General features: G+C 66.7%; 13 protein-coding genes. 10 read left to right on the top strand and 3 right to left on the bottom strand.

Going from position 1 to position 16,806, the window contains the following annotated elements:
- Positions 1-277: 277 nt before the first annotated feature.
- The 9 genes from scpB to lpxC all read left to right on the top strand — a co-directional run bounded on the left by scpB (position 278) and on the right by lpxC (position 13,469).
- Positions 278-940: an SMC-Scp complex subunit ScpB gene (gene scpB, locus ACESMO_RS04930; RefSeq protein WP_372707064.1), complete on the top strand. Its 663-nt coding sequence runs from the start codon at positions 278-280 to the stop codon at positions 938-940.
- 208 nt (positions 941-1,148) lie between these two features.
- Positions 1,149-2,579 carry a UDP-N-acetylmuramate--L-alanine ligase gene (gene murC / locus ACESMO_RS04935; protein ID WP_372707065.1) on the top strand — a complete coding sequence of 477 codons (1,431 nt, stop codon included), beginning with the start codon at positions 1,149-1,151 and terminating at the stop codon, positions 2,577-2,579.
- Positions 2,580-2,591: 12 nt separating this feature from the next.
- Positions 2,592-3,515, top strand: a complete 924-nt coding sequence (murB, locus tag ACESMO_RS04940) for a UDP-N-acetylmuramate dehydrogenase (protein ID WP_372707066.1) — start codon at positions 2,592-2,594, stop codon at positions 3,513-3,515.
- A 12-nt stretch (positions 3,516-3,527) separates the two neighbouring features.
- Positions 3,528-4,463, top strand: a complete 936-nt coding sequence (locus ACESMO_RS04945; protein ID WP_372707067.1) for a D-alanine--D-alanine ligase — start codon at positions 3,528-3,530, stop codon at positions 4,461-4,463.
- Positions 4,451-5,338, top strand: a complete 888-nt coding sequence (locus ACESMO_RS04950) for a cell division protein FtsQ/DivIB (RefSeq protein ID WP_372707068.1) — start codon at positions 4,451-4,453, stop codon at positions 5,336-5,338. Before ACESMO_RS04945 ends, ACESMO_RS04950 begins: the two co-directional genes overlap by 13 nt.
- A 12-nt stretch (positions 5,339-5,350) precedes the next feature.
- A complete protein-coding gene (gene ftsA / locus ACESMO_RS04955) occupies positions 5,351-6,679 on the top strand; it encodes a cell division protein FtsA (protein ID WP_372707069.1) in 1,329 nt (442 codons plus the stop codon).
- Between the two features lie 300 nt (positions 6,680-6,979).
- A complete protein-coding gene (locus ACESMO_RS04960; RefSeq protein ID WP_372707070.1) occupies positions 6,980-10,366 on the top strand; it encodes a TonB-dependent receptor domain-containing protein in 3,387 nt (1,128 codons plus the stop codon).
- A 239-nt stretch (positions 10,367-10,605) separates the two neighbouring features.
- A complete protein-coding gene (gene ftsZ / locus ACESMO_RS04965; RefSeq protein WP_372707071.1) occupies positions 10,606-12,183 on the top strand; it encodes a cell division protein FtsZ in 1,578 nt (525 codons plus the stop codon).
- Between the two features lie 386 nt (positions 12,184-12,569).
- Complete coding sequence (gene lpxC / locus ACESMO_RS04970) at positions 12,570-13,469, top strand: UDP-3-O-acyl-N-acetylglucosamine deacetylase (protein WP_372707072.1); 900 nt, start codon at positions 12,570-12,572, stop codon at positions 13,467-13,469.
- Between the two features lie 88 nt (positions 13,470-13,557).
- On the opposite strand, the gene pgeF is transcribed toward lpxC, so the two are convergent.
- Genes pgeF through lgt form a run of 3 tightly spaced genes read right to left on the bottom strand, consistent with a single transcriptional unit; the run spans position 13,558 to position 16,296 of the window.
- On the bottom strand, positions 13,558-14,328 hold the full coding sequence (pgeF, locus tag ACESMO_RS04975; protein ID WP_372707073.1) for a peptidoglycan editing factor PgeF: 771 nt from the start codon (positions 14,326-14,328) through the stop codon (positions 13,558-13,560).
- A 2-nt stretch (positions 14,329-14,330) separates the two neighbouring features.
- Positions 14,331-15,419, bottom strand: coding sequence for a class I SAM-dependent methyltransferase (locus ACESMO_RS04980; RefSeq protein WP_372707074.1), 1,089 nt, complete (start codon positions 15,417-15,419; stop codon positions 14,331-14,333).
- 4 nt (positions 15,420-15,423) lie between these two features.
- Positions 15,424-16,296 carry a prolipoprotein diacylglyceryl transferase gene (gene lgt, locus ACESMO_RS04985; RefSeq protein ID WP_372707075.1) on the bottom strand — a complete coding sequence of 291 codons (873 nt, stop codon included), beginning with the start codon at positions 16,294-16,296 and terminating at the stop codon, positions 15,424-15,426.
- Between the two features lie 188 nt (positions 16,297-16,484).
- Between lgt and ACESMO_RS04990 the strand changes: the two genes are divergently transcribed.
- Positions 16,485-16,772, top strand: a complete 288-nt coding sequence (locus ACESMO_RS04990; RefSeq protein WP_372707076.1) for an accessory factor UbiK family protein — start codon at positions 16,485-16,487, stop codon at positions 16,770-16,772.
- Positions 16,773-16,806: the final 34 nt, after the last annotated feature.

Below are 16,806 nucleotides of genomic sequence, written 5' to 3' on the forward strand. Positions count from 1 at the left end.
ACCCGCTACGACCGATGCGCACACACCTTCATGTCTGCCATCACTATCGCCGCCACGGTGATCTTCTGGCTATGATCAATGAGTCCTGAGCCTAATCAAGTAGCCGCTTGTTGCATTCGACGAACAGTCCGTCCGGTAGGCCTTGATCGCGGAGAGGGCGCATATGGAGTGGCCCGTGACGCCCGGCTGTGGATGACGGGCGGAAGCTTTCCACCCAGATTTTTTGGTATGGGTTGTCTTGTGCCATCGTCCACCTTCCCAAAGATCAGCAAGCAGCATGAGCCTACAATTCGCCCCTGACCACCAAGAGATCGAGCGCCGCGTCGAGGCCCTGTTGTTCGCGGCGGCCGGGCCGCTGTCGGCGGCGGAAATCGCGCGTCGCCTGCCGGAAGGGGCGGATGTCGGCGGTGCCATCTCGGCCCTGCGCGAACGCTATCAGGGCCGGGGCGTCGAGCTGGACTGCGTCGCCGGGCGCTGGCGGTTTCGCACCGCGCCGGACCTGTCGTTCATGATGACGGAAGAGCGCGAGGAGCCGCGGCGGCTGTCGAAGGCCGCGCTCGAGACCCTGGCCATCATCGCCTATCACCAGCCCTGCACCCGGGCCGAGATCGAGAGCGTGCGCGGCGTGTCTCTGTCGCGGGGCACGCTGGATGTGCTGCTGGAGATGGGGTTCGTGCGGCTGCGCGGGCGGCGGCGCACGCCGGGCCGCCCGGTGACCTATGCCACCGCGGACAGGTTCCTGGAGCATTTCAGCCTGACCAGCCTGTACGACTTGCCCGGTGTGCAGGAGATGAAGGCGGCGGGCCTGCTGGACCTGTCCATCCCCGTCGGCTTCGAAATGCCCGATCCGTCGCGCGCCTCTGACAGCGACGACGAACCCCTGCTGCCCGGCGACGAGGACACGCCGGAGTTCGCTCAGGATTTCGTGGCCGAGGACTGATGAGTCCTCTCCCGACGGGGGAGGGGGACCGCCCCCGGGTCTCGCCTTCGGCGAGCCCGAGGACAGGCTCAGCGGTGGAGGGGGTTCACTCCAGACGCCGGGTTTTTGTGGTCGGCCCCCTCCACCATCCTTCGGATGGTCCCCCTCCCCCGACGGGTGAGGATTTTGGGGGTGTGCATTCCCTCCGAACCCTTGCTAATCGCTTCCGATGATCGCTCGCCTTCGCCCCGTCCCCTTCGACCTCGGCCCCGTCCATTTCGTCGGTATCGGCGGCATCGGCATGAGCGGCATCGCCGAGATCATGCTCAAGATCGGCTATTCGGTGCAGGGCTCCGACGCCAAGGCCAGCGCCAATACCGAGCGGCTGGAAAAGCTGGGGGCGCGGGTCTTCATCGGCCACGACCCGGACCACATCGGCGACGGCGTCTCGGCGGTGGTCTATTCGACGGCGGTCAAGCCGACCAATCCCGAGATGGTCGCGGCCCGCGAACGCCGCATCCCGCTGGTCCGCCGGGCCGAGATGCTGGCCGAGCTGATGCGGCTGCAGTTCTCGATCGCGGTCGGCGGCACCCACGGCAAGACCACGACCACTTCGCTGGTCGCCGCCATTCTCGACGCCGGCGGACTGGACCCCACCGTGGTCAACGGCGGCATCATCAACGCCTATGGCACCAACGCCAAGGTCGGCGACGGCGACTGGATCGTGGTCGAGGCCGACGAGAGCGACGGCAGCTTCCTGCGCCTCAAATCAACGGTCGCGATCGTCACCAACATCGACCCGGAACACCTGGACCACTACGGCGACTTCGACGCCTTGAGGAAGGCGTTCGTGGACTTCGTCGAGAACATCCCCTTCTACGGCTTCGCCGCCGTCTGCCTCGACCATCCCGAGGTACAGCGGCTGGTGGCCGCGATCGATAACCGGCGACTGGTGACCTATGGCATCAACCCCCAGGCCATGGTCCGGGCCGACAATGTCGAGATGAAGCCCGACGGCTGTCGCTTCGACGTGATCATACAAGGCCAGGGACTGGCCGCGCTGGACGAGCCGATCCGGATCGAGGGCCTGCATCTGCCCATGGCGGGCTGGCACAATGTCACCAACGCCCTGGCCGCCATCGCGGTAGCGCGCGAGCTGGACGTGTCGGACGAGGCGATCAAGGCCGGACTGGCCGGTTTCGGCGGGGTCAAGCGGCGCTTCACCACCACGGGCGTGGTCGGCGGGGTCCGCATCGTCGACGACTATGGCCACCACCCGGTCGAGATCGCCGCTGTGTTGAAGGCCGCGCGCCAGGTCGCCGAGGGGAGGGTCATCGCGGTGGTCCAGCCGCACCGCTTCACCCGGCTGGCCTCCCTGATGGAGGAGTTTTCGACCTGTTTCTCCGACGCTGACGCGGTGATCGTGGCCGACGTGTATGCGGCGGGCGAGAGCCCGATCGAGGGGATCGACAAGGACGCGCTGGTCGAGGGTATCCGCCGATTCGGGCACCGGTCGGTGCAGCCGCTGGAAAGCGTCGGGGCTCTGCCGGGGGTGATCGACGCCGAGGCGAAGGCGGGCGATCTGGTCGTCCTGCTGGGCGCGGGCGACATCACCCAGTGGGCCTATGCACTGCCGGGGCAGTTGGAGGAGCTGGGATGAGCGGAATTTCGAATGGTGGGGCGTGACTCCCTCCCTCCCGTGCGCGGCAAGCTGCTGCTTGACGAGCCGCTGGGGCCGTTCACCTGGTTTCGGGTCGGCGGAAAGGCCGACGTGCTGTTCATCCCGACCGACGGCGACGATCTGGCCGACTTCCTGAAGGCGCTCGATCCGGCCGTGCCGGTGACGGTGCTGGGCGTGGGCTCGAATGTCATCGTCCGCGACGGCGGGGTCGAGGGCGTGGTCGTCCGGCTGGCCGGGCGGCCGTTCGCGGGGATCACGACCGAGGGCGAGACGATCACCGCCGGGGCCGGTGCGCTGGATTCCATGGTGGCCAAGGCCTCGGCCAAGGCTGGGTTGGCGGGGCTGGAGTTCTATGCGGGCATCCCCGGCACGATCGGCGGGGCCCTGACCATGAATGCCGGCTGCTATGGTGCCGAGACCAAGGACATTCTCGTGACCGCTCGCGGCGTGAGGCGCTCGGGCGAGCGGGTCGAATTCGCCGTGGCGGACTTCGGCTATACTTATCGCCACTCCGAGGCGCCGGCCGACATCATCTGGCTGGAGGCGACCTATCGCGGCACGCCGGATGATCCCGAGGCCGTTGCCGCCCGCATCGGCGAGATCACCTCGCGCCGAGAACAGACCCAGCCGATCCGCGAAAAGACCGGCGGCTCGACCTTCAAGAACCCGCCGGGCCATTCGTCGTGGCAGCTGGTCGACGAGGCCGGGTGGCGCGGCAAGCTATATAAGGCGCCGGACGGTAAAGGCGGAGGCGGGGCGATGTTCAGCGAACTGCACGCCAACTTCATGATCAACCCCGGCGAGGCGACGGCCGCCGACATCGAGGGTCTGGGCGAAACCGTGCGCGCCGACGTTCAAAGTAAACGGAACGTAAACCTCGAATGGGAGATCAAGAGGATCGGCCGCCCGCTCTGAGTTGATCCCAACATGACCCGCCCGTTCGCAGACCTGCACGTCGCCGTCCTGATGGGCGGGCTGTCGTCCGAGCGCGAGGTGTCGCTGTCCTCGGGCAAGGGCTGCGCCGATGCGCTGGAAGGGCAGGTGGCGCAGGTCAGCCGCGTCGACGCTGGGCGCGACCTGGCCCAGGTCCTGACCGAACTTAAACCGGACGTCGTCTTCAACGCCCTGCATGGCGCATGGGGCGAGGACGGCTGCGTCCAGGGCGTGCTGGAGACACTGGGCCTTCCCTATACCCACTCCGGCGTGCTGGCCTCGGCCCTGGCCATGGACAAGGACAAGTCCAAGGCGGTGCTGAAGGCCGCAGGCATCATCGTGCCCGGCGGGGGGCTGTTCGACCGGCACGCGGTGGCGGCGGGCCACGTGATCCCGCCCCCTTATGTGATAAAGCCGAACGCCGAGGGTTCCTCCGTTGGCGTCTATCTGGTGCGCGCGGGCGAGCCGCCGTGCGCCGCGCCCGGCGAGGTGTCCTGGACCTGGGGCGAGCAGGTGATGGTCGAACCCTTCATCGCCGGCCAGGAACTGGCGGTCACTGTTCTTGGGGAGAAGTCCGGACCCCGCGCCCTGACCATCACCGACATCACGCCGACCAAGGGCTTTTACGACTATGAGGCCAAATACGCCCCGGGCGGCTCCATCCACGTGCTGCCGGCGAAGCTGCCGCCGCATGTTTTCGAGGCCGCGCTGCGCCAATCCGAGCGCGCCCACACCGCCATGGGGTGCCGCGGCGTGACCCGATCCGACTTTCGTTATGACGATATTAAGGACGAACTGGTCCTTCTGGAGGTCAACACCCAGCCGGGCATGACGCCGACCTCGCTCAGTCCCGAGCAGGCCGCCCATGTCGGGATGGATTATAAAACCCTGGTCCGGTGGATGGTGGAGGACGCGTCATGCCCGCGGTAGTTCGCGGCGGTCGGCGACAGAGTTCGAACCAGCCTCTGAAGCGCGGACCGTCCCCCAAGGGCGGCCGGGGTCGAGGCGCGGCCCGCAACGCACCCGCCACGCCCGCAAAGATGGCCGCCTTTGGCCGACTGGACCTGACGCCCCGCGCCGTCATGATCTCGATCGCCGCGGGCGTCGTCGTGCTGGTGGCCGTCCTGGCCACAGGCGCGCGCGCCGAGCGCATCGGCGCCTCCCTGTCGACGGGCATGGACGGCCTGGCCGTCGGTATGGGTCTGAAGCTGGAGCGGGTCTTCATCGAGGGCGAGTCCGCCGAGGCGACGGCCGCCATCGAACGTGCGGTCAATCTGAGCGGCGATCAGGCGATGACCTCGATCGACCTGAACGCCGTGCGCGAGCGGGTGGAGACGGTCGGCTGGGTCAAGTCGGCCAAGGTTTTGCGCCTGCTGCCCAACACCCTGATCGTGCACGTCGTCGAGCATGACCGGCTGGCCATCTGGCAGACCGGCGGGCGCAACGTCGTCATCGACGGCCACGGCCAGGTGATCGCGGGGGCCGACGCCGGTCGCTATCCCAACCTTCCGCTGATCGTCGGTCGCGGGGCCGAACAGGCGGCGTCCGAAGTGCTGCCGCTGATCGCCCAGCGCCCACGCCTGCAGAGCCGGGTCGAAGCCCTGGTGCGGGTCGACGAGCGGCGCTGGGACCTGCGCCTCAAGGACGGCAGTCTAATCCAGCTGCCCGCCACCGATCAGGACGCGGCCCTCATTCAGCTGGACGCGCTGGACCAGCGCGAGCGGCTGCTCGAACTGGGCTTCGCCCGCATCGATCTCAGAACGCCATCAGAGGTCGCCGTCCGGCCCTCCGACGACGACGCTTAGCAGGAACGACGAATGGCCGGACGGTCCGTGGACAAATCTGTGGAGAACGCCAAGGGCGCCGCCGGTCGCGCGCCCGTGGTGGCGGCGCTCGATCTGGGTCAGTCCAAGGTGGGCTGTTTCATCATGAAGCCCGAGGGCGTGCGTCATGCCGACCGCACCATCCGGGTCGCGGGCGCGGGTCACGTCCAGTCGCGCGGCATCCGCGGCGGCGGCATCGTCAATATGGACGAAGCGGCCCAGGCCATCGGTCACGCGGTCGAGCGGGCCGAGCGCGCGGCGGGATCGCCCGTGTCCGGCGTCGTGGTCACGACCGCCATCGGCCAGATGGCCAGTCACAGGGTTCAGGCGCGGGTCTCGCTGGGCGCCACGCCTGTCGGCGACGCCGATCTGGCGCGCGCCATCGGCATGGCGCTGGCCCAGATGCGCCTGCCCAATCGCCGCCCGATCCACGTCCTGCCGATCGCCTGGTCGGTGGACGGCGCGCGCGGCGTGCACGATCCGCGCGCCATGCGGGGACATTCGCTCGGCCTCGACCTGCTGGTCGTGTCGATGGCCGAGAGCGCCTTCACCGCCCTGAGCCATTGTCTGGAACTGGCCCATCTCGACCTGCAGGGCGTGGTGGCCGCGCCGGTCGCCTCGTCGCTGGCCGCGCTGGAAGACGATGAGATGGACCTGGGCTGCGTCTGCATCGACATGGGGGGAGGGGCCACCTCGGCCGCCGTCTGGGGCGGGCGGTCGCTGCTGCATATCGAGAGCCTGAACGTCGGCGGCGATCATGTGACCGCCGACATCGCCCGCGGTCTGTCCACGTCCAAGGCCGGCGCGGAGCGGTTGAAGACCCTGCACGGCTCTGCGATGGCCTCGGCCAACGAGGACCGCGAGATGCTGGAGGCCCCGCCGCGCGGCGAAGATCCGTCAGCGGGTCCGGTCGTGGTCCCGCGCGCCATGCTCAAGACCGTCATCGCGCCGCGCGTCGAGGAAACGCTGGAGCTGCTGCGTGACCGGCTGAGAAACGCGGGCGTGGGTCTCGAGCCCGGCGCGGGTCTGGTTCTGACCGGCGGTGCCAGCCAGCTGAACGGCGTCAGGGAACTGGCGGTGCGGGTGTTTGATCGCCCGGTCCGTCTCGGCAAGCCTCAGCGCGCGCCCCACCTGGCCGACGCGGCCTCGGGCCCCGCCTTCTGTTCCGCCGCCGGGGTGCTGCTGCGCGCCGCCTATGGTCCGCGGGAAGCGGTGTCGGCGCGCAAGCTGATGTCGCGCCAGATCACAGCGGCCGATGCGCCGCGTGTGCACCGTGGCGGGATCGTCGCGCGGGCGGCGGGCTGGTTGCGCGAAAACCTCTGACGCCGCGTGATTCTGGCCGAATGACGGTCGTCCGAAGGGCGGGATTGTGGTGATCCAGCGCCCTTGTCGTAGCGATACTGACCGCCACGCGGCCATTTTTTCAACCCTGACCCATTCAAATAACGATTCAACTGCGTGGCGATAGTGTGTCCGGAGTGTTACATTATGGGCCTTGATTTGACTTTCGGGTGCCACAATCGCTTGTGGACGGGGGCTTTGCTGATACCGTAGCCTCTCTAATCCGACTCCGTCGCAAGGCGGAGCGTGGGTTTTGCATTCACAACTGGTTGGGCCCGACACATGCTTCTCAAGCGCAAGTACCTCTTTGGCACGACGATTCTGGTGGGCGTCATGGCCGCAACGGCTCCGGCCCTGGCTCAGGCCACCCAGCTTCCGGGTGTCACCGTTCAGGGCCAGCAGGATCCTGAGGCCACCAAGGTCGAAGACGTGGTCGTCACCGGTTCGCGCATCCGGCGCGACCCGACCAACGCCCCAACCCCGCTGATCCAGGTCGCGCGCGAAGACCTGTTGAGCACGGGTCAGGCCACGGTCATCGACTATCTGGCCACCATTCCCGCCCTGGCCAACTCGCTGGTGCCTTCGGACACCACGGGTTCGGGCCTCAATGACGGCGGCCTCGAGTTCGCCAACCTGCGCTCGCTGGGTTCCGGCCGGACGCTGTCGCTGGTCGACGGTCGCCGCCACGTCGGCTCGCAGGCTGGCAACCTGGCGCTCGACGTTTCGACCGTTCCCCGCCTGCTGATCGAGAACATCGAGATCATCACCGGCGGCGCTTCGTCGGTTTACGGCGCCGACGCCGTTTCCGGCGTGGTCAACTACATCCTGCGCAAGGACTTCGAAGGTCTCGAGATCGACGCCAACTACGGCCAGCTGGTCCAGGGTGGCTCCGCCGACACCCGCCGCTTTTCGGTTCTGGCCGGCGCCAACCTGTTTGACGACCGTCTGAACATCTATGTTCACGGTGAATACGAGCGCGCCGAGGAAGTGTTCGCCGAGCACATCAACTGGCTGCGAGATGGCCGCATCCAACTGGGCGTCGATGCCGATCCGACCAATTCCCTGATCGGCCCGGTGAACGACGGCATCTTCGACGTTGGTCAGTTCTTCAACGCTCGCCGTCTGGACCGCCCGCAGTGGGGTTCGACGACGCTGGCCAACATGCAGCGCCCGAGCGCGACGAACGATCCGGACGTGCCGCTGCAAGACTGCCCGGGCGCCTCGTTCTCGGGCAACTGCTTCGCCGTCGATCCGGCCAAAACCTACTGGTACAACGGCACGGTCGGGCGCCTGGCCAATTTCGGCCAGCGCATCGGCGATACCGGCATCAGCCGTCCGTGGAACATCGGTGGCGACGGCGAGCTGGCGAACCAGACCGCCTTCAACCAGCGGTCGCGCTTCCCGTTCCAGGAAGCCAAGCGCTTCCAGGCCGGCGTGAACTTCGACCTGACCGACGCGATCCAGCTGTCGCTTGAAGCCAAATATACGACGGAAGACGCTTACGACCAAGGTCAGAAGTCGTTCTGGGACATCTTCGTCTCCGACTTCTCCTTTGCTAGCGGAACGGGCACCGCGACGACGCCGGGTCTGATTTCGGGAACGGCAACGTTCACCACCCGCCTGGACAACGCCTTCCTGCCGGCCAATGTGCGCGCGGCGATCGCGGGCAACACCTTCATTCGTTATGGTGCGCCGACGACCACAGCCCCGGGGGCGGTGATCAACGCCGCTCAAGCCGGCGCCATCGCAAACCACCGCGGCTTCGGCATCGATCGCGGCCAGCAGAACAACCGCGAACTAGAACGTTATGTGGCTGCCATCGACGGCAACTATGACCGTGTCGGCTTTATCGACAACTTCAACTGGAACATCTCCTACACTCGCGGCGAGATGAACAACACCAACCAGGAGTTCGGTGCGGACGCCGTCCGCTTCGGTCACGCCATGGACTCCGTCGTCGATACCGCCGGCCTCGTGAGCGGTCGCCCCGGAGAAATCGTCTGCCGCGTTCGTCTGCTGCGGGCCCAGGGCCTCGACGTTCGTGAGCAGAACCCCTTCACGGCCCGCACGTCCTACGGCGTCGGTGCCGCGATCACGGACCCGGAAGTCACCCAGTGTGTGCCGCTGAATGTGTTCGGCGCCGGAAATCAAAGCCGCGAGGCCCTGAATTTCTTCTCGACCTCCATCCGTGTTCGCGAAACGAACATCCAGGATGGCGCCATCGCCTCGATCTCGGGCCAGCTCTGGGACCTGTGGGGTGCCGGTCCGATCGGCGTCGCACTGGGCGCCGAATACCGGCGTGAATATACCGAAGCCATCGGCCGCAGCGCCGACACCAACAATCGTCTGTTGCAACTGAACACGGGCGCCGACTTGGCCGGTGTCGAGTATGAGACCGAGGAGTTCTTCGCCGAACTCGCGATCCCGCTGTTCCGCGACAGCTGGCTGGGCGAATACGCCGAGCTGAGCGGTTCCTATCGCCAGTTCGACTACACGACGGCCGGCGCAGGCGACGTTTATGGGGTGAACCTGGTCTATCGTCCGATCCAGGACATCACCTTCAAGACCAGCTTCAACACCTCGTTCCGCGCCCCGAACCTGGGCGAAAACTTCAAACCCCTCAGTCAGACTTTCGTCAACGGTTTCGTCGATCCCTGCGCTACGACCGTCATCGCCGGCTTCCAGGGCGACGACGCGGCCCAGATCAAGGCCAACCGGATCGCCAACTGCACCACGCTGGCGGCCGCCAGGGGTCTAACTTACGACTTCGCCGGTGCCACCGTCACCCAGCTCGACGACTTCCTGCCCTTCTACGCGTCCGGTATCGCCAGCGTGGTCGGCGGCAATCCGGGCCTGACGCCCGAAACCTCGGAATCCTTCACCTTCTCGACGGTTCTGCGTCCGCGTTTCTTCCCCGACCTGTCGATCGTGCTCGACTATTACGAGATCAGCTTGAAAGACGTGATCGTTACGCCGGGCGGTCAGTTCCTCGCCAACGATTGCGTCAACGGTGTTGGACTGAACACCCAGTCCTGCAACCTGGTGTTCCGGAACACGCCGGACCGGGGGACTGCCTTCGACGTCTTCATGGTCGGCGCTCGTACGGGCGATCCCGTCGGCGGCTTCATCCTGGCGGCGATCAACCGAGCCAAGCTGGAGACCCGCGGTCTGGACATCGCCATCAACTACCGTCTGGATCTCGAAGAGACGTTCGGCTGGAACCTCGGCCGCCTCAACTACAGCCTCAGCGGCCTGTGGCTGATCGATCAGAAGAACTTCCTGAATCCGGCCAACCCGAACATCTTTACCGACTCGACGACGGGTGTGTTCTTCCCCCGACTGGAAGGCGTCTCGCGTCTGACCTGGTCGCCGAACGACACCTGGGCCGTGACCTGGACCGCCGACTGGACCGTGTCGACGGATCTCAGCAAGTCGCGGGATCTGGTCGCCACGGGGAACCTCGATATCGAGGAGTCGTTCAAGAACACGACGGGTAACTTCGCCCGCCACGACTTCGCCGTTCGCTACAATCTGCGGGACAATCTGACCCTGCGGGCCGGCGTGACCAACGCCTTCGACGCCGAGCCGCCGCCCTACCTGGGCTTCGCCTCGAACATCGATCCCTACGGCCGTCGCTTCAACATCGGCCTGAACTTCCGCCCCTACTAAGACGGACAGACCAAGCGATACGGAAAGGGCGGCTCGAAAGAGCCGCCCTTTCTCGTTGTCCACAGACCGGAAACCGTGCCGAAGGTTAACAATTTCCGTGGCCAGACGGCCGACTCATCCTATCCGGTAACACTCCCTTAAGCAGTTCGGGCGTTTCCTTAACGCGCTCATAACCAATGCGAATCGGCGGGTTTTCGCATCGGGATCGCAAGGGCAGGGTCAACAGGTCGGATATAAATATGTCACTCTCGCTGGTGCGGCCGCAGGCCACGGATTTAAAGCCCCGGATCGTCGTGTTCGGCGTCGGTGGCGCAGGCGGCAACGCCGTCAACAACATGATCGACGCCGGTCTGGAGGGCGTCGAGTTCGTCGTCGCCAACACCGACGCGCAGCATCTGTCGTTCGCCAAGACCGACCGCCGCGTCCAGCTGGGCGAGACCATCACGCAAGGCCTGGGCGCCGGCGCCCACCCCGAGGTCGGCATGAACGCCGCCGAGGAATCCGCCGACGAAATTCATGGGCACCTTGAAGGCGCCCATATGGTCTTCATCACCGCAGGCATGGGCGGCGGCACCGGCACTGGCGCGGCCCCCGTCATCGCCAAATGCGCCCGCGACCGCGGCATCCTGACGGTCGGCGTGGTGACCAAGCCCTTCACCTTCGAGGGCCGTCATCGCATGCGGCTGGCCGACGCGGGCATCGCCGAGCTGCAACGCTATGTCGACACCCTGATCGTCATTCCGAACCAGAACCTGTTCCGCGTCGCCAATGAGCGCACCACCTTCGCCGACGCCTTCGGCATGGCCGACCAGGTGCTGCATTCGGGCGTGCGCTCGATCACCGACCTGATGATCCTGCCCGGCCTGATCAACCTCGACTTCGCCGACGTCCGCGCCGTCATGTCCGAAATGGGCAAGGCGATGATGGGCACGGGCGAGGCCTCGGGCGACGACCGCGCGCTGCAGGCCGCCCAGAACGCCATCGCCAACCCGCTGCTCGACGAGACCAGCCTCAAAGGCGCCAAGGCCGTGCTGGTCAACATCACCGGCGGCATGGACATGACCCTGCTGGAAGTCGACGAGGCCGCCAACGCCATCGCCGGCGAGGTCGATGCCGACGCCAACATCATCTTCGGAGCCGCCTTCGACCCGGCCCTGGACGGCAAGATCCGCGTCTCGGTCGTGGCCACGGGCATGGAAGACCTGTCCGCCGCCAAGGGCACGCCGACCGCCTCGGGCGCGACCTTCGACACCCGCCGTCCAGCCGCGCCCTACGCCGCCTCGCGCGCCGAGCCGGTCCGCGCCGAGCTCTCGCGTCAGCCCGAGCCCGCGCCCGTCGTCCCGACCTTTCAGTCGTCACAGCCCCCCTACGGTGCCGCGGCCCGCGCGCCGGAGCCCAGGTTGGAACCTCGCCCCGAGCCGGTGATCCACGTCGCTGAAGAGCGCAAGCTGGAGCCCATCGTCGATCCCTGGGTCGAGGAGTTCGAATCCTCGCCCCGCGTCGCGACCGCCGCCCAGGGCCAGGGCGACCTGTATATGGACCGTGGCGCATCCAATCCCGCGCCGCAGTCCGCTCCGACCCTCGCCGAGCCGGCCTTTGACGACTATGACGACCGCGACCATCGCAAGAGCGGCTGGAGCCTGTTCGGACGCGGCAAGCGTCAGCAGACGCAGCCGAACTATGCGGCCGAGCCGCGCCACAACGACACCACCTCGCAGATGCGCTCGACCAGCTCGGCGCAGCTGCAGGAGCCGGAACCGGTCGAGGCCCAGGACGATCTGGAAATCCCCTCCTTCCTGCGTCGCCTGGCCAACTAGACCACTTTTGCTTCAGGTCGAATCGACCTGAATCCAAAAAATGGTCCAGAATCATGCTGGAGCGAAATCTGAGCCTTGATGGACTGCGTCCATCAAGACCGATTTCGCTCTAGACCACTTTTGCTTCAGGTCGAATCGACCTGAATCCAAAAAATGGTCCAGAATCATGCTGGAGCGAAATCTGAGCCTTGATGGACTGCGTCCATCAAGACCGATTTCGCTCTAGAACCCGCGTCTCCCTCCCCATCATCGGGAGGGAGAGGGTTATCGAAACCGAAACAATCCGAAACCCGACTTTCATTTTCTGCTGGTCCCCCGCTCGCTAAACGGTTCGTGGGGCGGGGTCCGTATGTTTAACGGGCCGCTGATTTGAAGAGAGCTTGAGTTTGTCGGTCAGCAACGACCATCGCCAGAGGACGACCGTCGCCCCAGCGATCATCGCTGGCGTGGGCGTGCACACGGGCGACAGGGTGCGACTGGCCGTGCGTCCGGCGCCGGTCGGCACGGGCATCGTCTTCGTGCGGACGGACATCAAGGACCGCAACAACCGTATCCCGGTCTCGGGTGAGGCCGTCGTCGACGCCCGCCTGAATACGAAGATCCAGAACGCCGCCGGTGCCAGCCTGTCGACTATCGAACACCTGATGGCCGCCTTCGCCGCCCTGGGCGTATCCAACGCCGTGATTGAGGTGGACGGGCCTGAGTTGCCGATCCTCGACGGCTCGGCCTTGCAGTTCGTCCAACTGCTGGACCGCGCCGGCTTCCGCCGTCAGGAAGCCCCGGTCCGCTATATCGAGATACTCGAGCCGATCCGGGTGCAGGAAGGCGACAAGACCGCCGCCCTGCTGCCGTGCGACCGCTATGAGATGCGGTTCGAGATCGACTTCCCGACGCCGGTGATCGGCCACCAGGTGGTGGACTTCGTCGTCGACGAGCAGACCTTCCGCGACGAGATCATGGCCGCCCGCACCTTCGGCTTCGCCCATGAGGTCGAGGCCCTGCGTGCCGCCGGTCTGGCGCGTGGCGGCAGCCTCGAGAACTGCGTCGTCATCGACGGCGACCAGATTCTGAACCCCGGCGGCCTGCGGATGGAACGTGAGTTCGTCAAGCACAAGGCGCTGGATGCCATCGGCGACCTGTATGTGCTGGGCGCGCCTTTGCTCGGTCGCTACGAAGGCGTCAAGGCGGGCCACCACATCAACAACCTGCTGGTCCGCCAGCTGCTGGCCAGCCCGCAGGCCTGGCGCGACGTCAGCCGCGTGCCCGAATTGGCGATGGCGGGGTAAGTCTGGCCTTCGCGCGATGAGGAATTCAGATACCCGCAACGGATGATTTCGAAGACCGGATTCGAGGATTTGGAAGACAACGGTGCCTTCAGCCCAGACTGATCGCGCTCATCAACCGCCCGAAATCGGACTCTCCATCCAGATAGGCCCGGCGGTTGGAGAAGAACCGCGTCTCGTCCGTCCGCGTGTCGTGCCCGGTCCAGGCCGCGTCTCCGACGCCCGCCTGTTCCAGCCGCCACAGGACGAAGCCGGGCAGGTCGAACAGGCGTTTGTCCGGCGCGATGCCGGGAATGAAGAACCGTCCGCTACCGCTGTCGTGATGCACGAATCGGTCCCGGAAGGCGGTATCGACCTCATAGCTGGTCTGGGCGATGCAGGGACCGACGACGGCGACGATGCGGCGGGGGTCGGCCCCCAGGGTCTGCATGGCCGTGACCGTGGACTGGACGATGCCGCCCAGAGCGCCCTTCCATCCGGCGTGGGCGGCGCCGACGACCCCCGCCTCGGCGTCGACAAGAAGCACGGGCGCGCAGTCGGCGGTCAGGACGGCGCAGATGACGCCCGGTGTCGCCGTGACCGTGGCATCGCCCTCGGGCCGCTCGCCCTTCCAGCCCAATTCGGCGACCCGGGCGACGGCGGAGTGGGTCTGGTAGCAGGCGGCGAGGTCGTCGGGGACGCCGTCAAGATGCGCGGTGACGCGGCGCCGGTTTTCGGAGACGGCGGCGGGATCGTCGGCCGAGCCGACGCCGGTGTTCAGGCTGTCGTAGAGGCCCGTCGAGACGCCGCCGTGGCGCGTGAAGAAGCCGTGGCGGACCCCGACCTTGTCGAGCAGCGGATGGGTGATGGGGCCCAGCGCCATGGTCAGGCCTCGAAGCCGGGCACGACCAGCGTGCTCGGAAAGAAGATCGCGCAGGCCTTGAACAGGGTTCCCATCTGATCGGGGGCGACCAACCGGTTCAGCTGACGATCAATGACGGCGGCGGCGTCGGCGCGACCCGCCTCGGTCACCCCGGCCTTGAGACGCGCCGCCCGGTGCTCGATACCGAGCAGGGTCAAGAACTCGCCCTGGCCGATGGCGCCGGTCACGTCGCCGCCCGCACGCACGGCGGCCTCCAGCACGGTCGGGAAGTCGGCCCACTGGGTCACGTCCGCCTCGCCCGGCGTGGCCAGCGGGTCGACCTTCTGGTGACGACGCAGGGCCTGGAGCGTGTCGCCGGCCTCGGCGCGCGCGCGGCCGTAGTCGACCAGCAGGGCCGCGCCGGATGCGGCCTTGACCAGCGCCGCCACGTCGCGGCCGAATGCGGCCTGCTGGTCGGACATTTCCACCGTCTGGCCCGGCGCGACATCGAGGGCCGGTCGCTTGAAGCCGCCGCTGATCTTTACCAGACCAAAGTGGAGCTCGCCGTCGTCCGTGACGCCGACGCGGCGCTCGGCCCAGCCGTCGTCTGTCTTCACGAACTGCCGGGCGGGCAGGCAGTCCAGCACCTCATTGGCGATCAAGATCACCGGCGCGTCCGTCTCCACCCGGTCGAGCGCCGAGACCCAGCGGGGATGGACGTCGCTCTCGCCCAGCATGCGGGCCTGCGCCTGCCGCAAAGGCGGGCTGGGCTCGATCAGGACGAGGTCGACGGCTTCCTGGAAGGCCGGCTCCAGACGGGCGGCGCGCAGGGCGTCAGCCATCAAGGTGCCGTCGCCGGGACCGACCTCGACCAGCCGGACCCGCTCTGGCGCGCCGAGCCTGTGCCACATCTCGACCGCCCACAGACCGATCAACTCGCCGAACATCTGGCTGATCATCGGCGCGGTGATGAAGTCGCCGGTCGCGCCGATGGCCGGCCGGGTCGCATAATAGCCGTCCTGCGGATCGTGCAGGCAGCGATTGACGTAGTCGGCGACAGTCATCGGCCCGGTCAGAGCGATCTCGCGCGCCAGACGGTCCTTCAGGGCCACGGGATCAGCCCGCGACCGACGGACGGCTCCAGGCCCGCCAGATCAGCCAGGCGCCGATCAGCATCATCGGCACCGACAGCATCATGCCCATGGTCAGCCCCAGCGGCAGTTCGGACAGCTTGCCCGCGTCCGGCTCGCGCACAGTCTCCAGCGACGCCCGGATGAGACCGTAGCCGAACAGGAAGATGCCGGTGACGTAGCCGGGCTTTCGCAGCAGCTTCGCCTTGTAGACGGCAAACCAGAGCACGCCGAGCAGGAGAAGCCCCTCGAGGCCGGCCTGGTAGAGCTGGCTGGGGTGACGCGGCTCATTGCCTGCGGGGCAGAAACCATACATCTGCTCGATCCGGGCGTTGCAGAAGCGGACGGCCCAGGGGACGGTCGTTTCGCGGCCCCACAGCTCGCCGTTGGTGAAGTTGGCCAGACGACCGAAGAGCAGGCCCAGCGGCACGACGGGCGCGACCAGGTCGCCGAGGCTGAGCAGATTGACCTTGTTGCGACGCGCGTAGGCAACGATAGCGATGGCCACGCCGATCAGGCCGCCGTGGAAGGCCATGCCGCCGTCCCACAGGCGGAACAGCCCCATTCGCTCGCCCCAGTCGGCCCCGGTGAACAGGTCCGCGTAGAGCGAAGGCTTGTAGAAGAGCGCATAGCCCAGGCGGCCGCCGAGAATGATGCCGAGCACGATCCACAGCACCAGATCGTCCAGCTGGACCGTGGTGACCGGGGGCTTGGCGGGCTGCCACAGGGCATTGGCCCGGGCCAGTCGATTGGCGTACCACCATCCGCCAACGATGCCCGCCACATAGGCGAGCGCGTACCAGCGGATGTCCAGCGGGCCGATACTGAACAGCACCGGGTCGAACTCGGGAAATTGCACGGGCGCTCCTGATGGCCGTTCGTCATCTGCCGTTTAGCAAGCGGACCGGCCCCCGTCCCTGAAATTTCGGCGGGATGCCGAAGGGCGGCGCCATTCTGTCGCCATCGGTCGCATCGACAGCAAGGTTTCGTTCACCATATCGGGTGAACCTTCGTTAACAACGCTCATCACTTTGAGTCGGAGCCGCCATGCAGACCCGCAATCCCATCCTTGACGAGTTCGCCAAGCTGACGACCGGCGCCATGGGCCTGGCCCAGGCGGCGGGCGAGGAGGCCAAGACGGCGTTCCGGGCACAGACGGATCGCATGGCTGCGGATCTGGATCTGGTGCGGCGCGACGAGTTCGACGCCCTGAAGGCTGAAATCGCCGCGCTGCGGGCCGAGATCGCGACCGTGAAGGGTCCCGCCAAGACCATAAAGAAGCCTGCCACGGGAACGTCCACAGGCCCAGTTCCCCCTCAGGACGCAGCCGGTTGAGCCGAATCTGCGAACCCGCCTACCGTTCCCCGAC

Origin of the sequence: Brevundimonas sp. (assembly GCF_041688735.1) — a bacterium.
Classification (GTDB): domain Bacteria; phylum Pseudomonadota; class Alphaproteobacteria; order Caulobacterales; family Caulobacteraceae; genus Brevundimonas.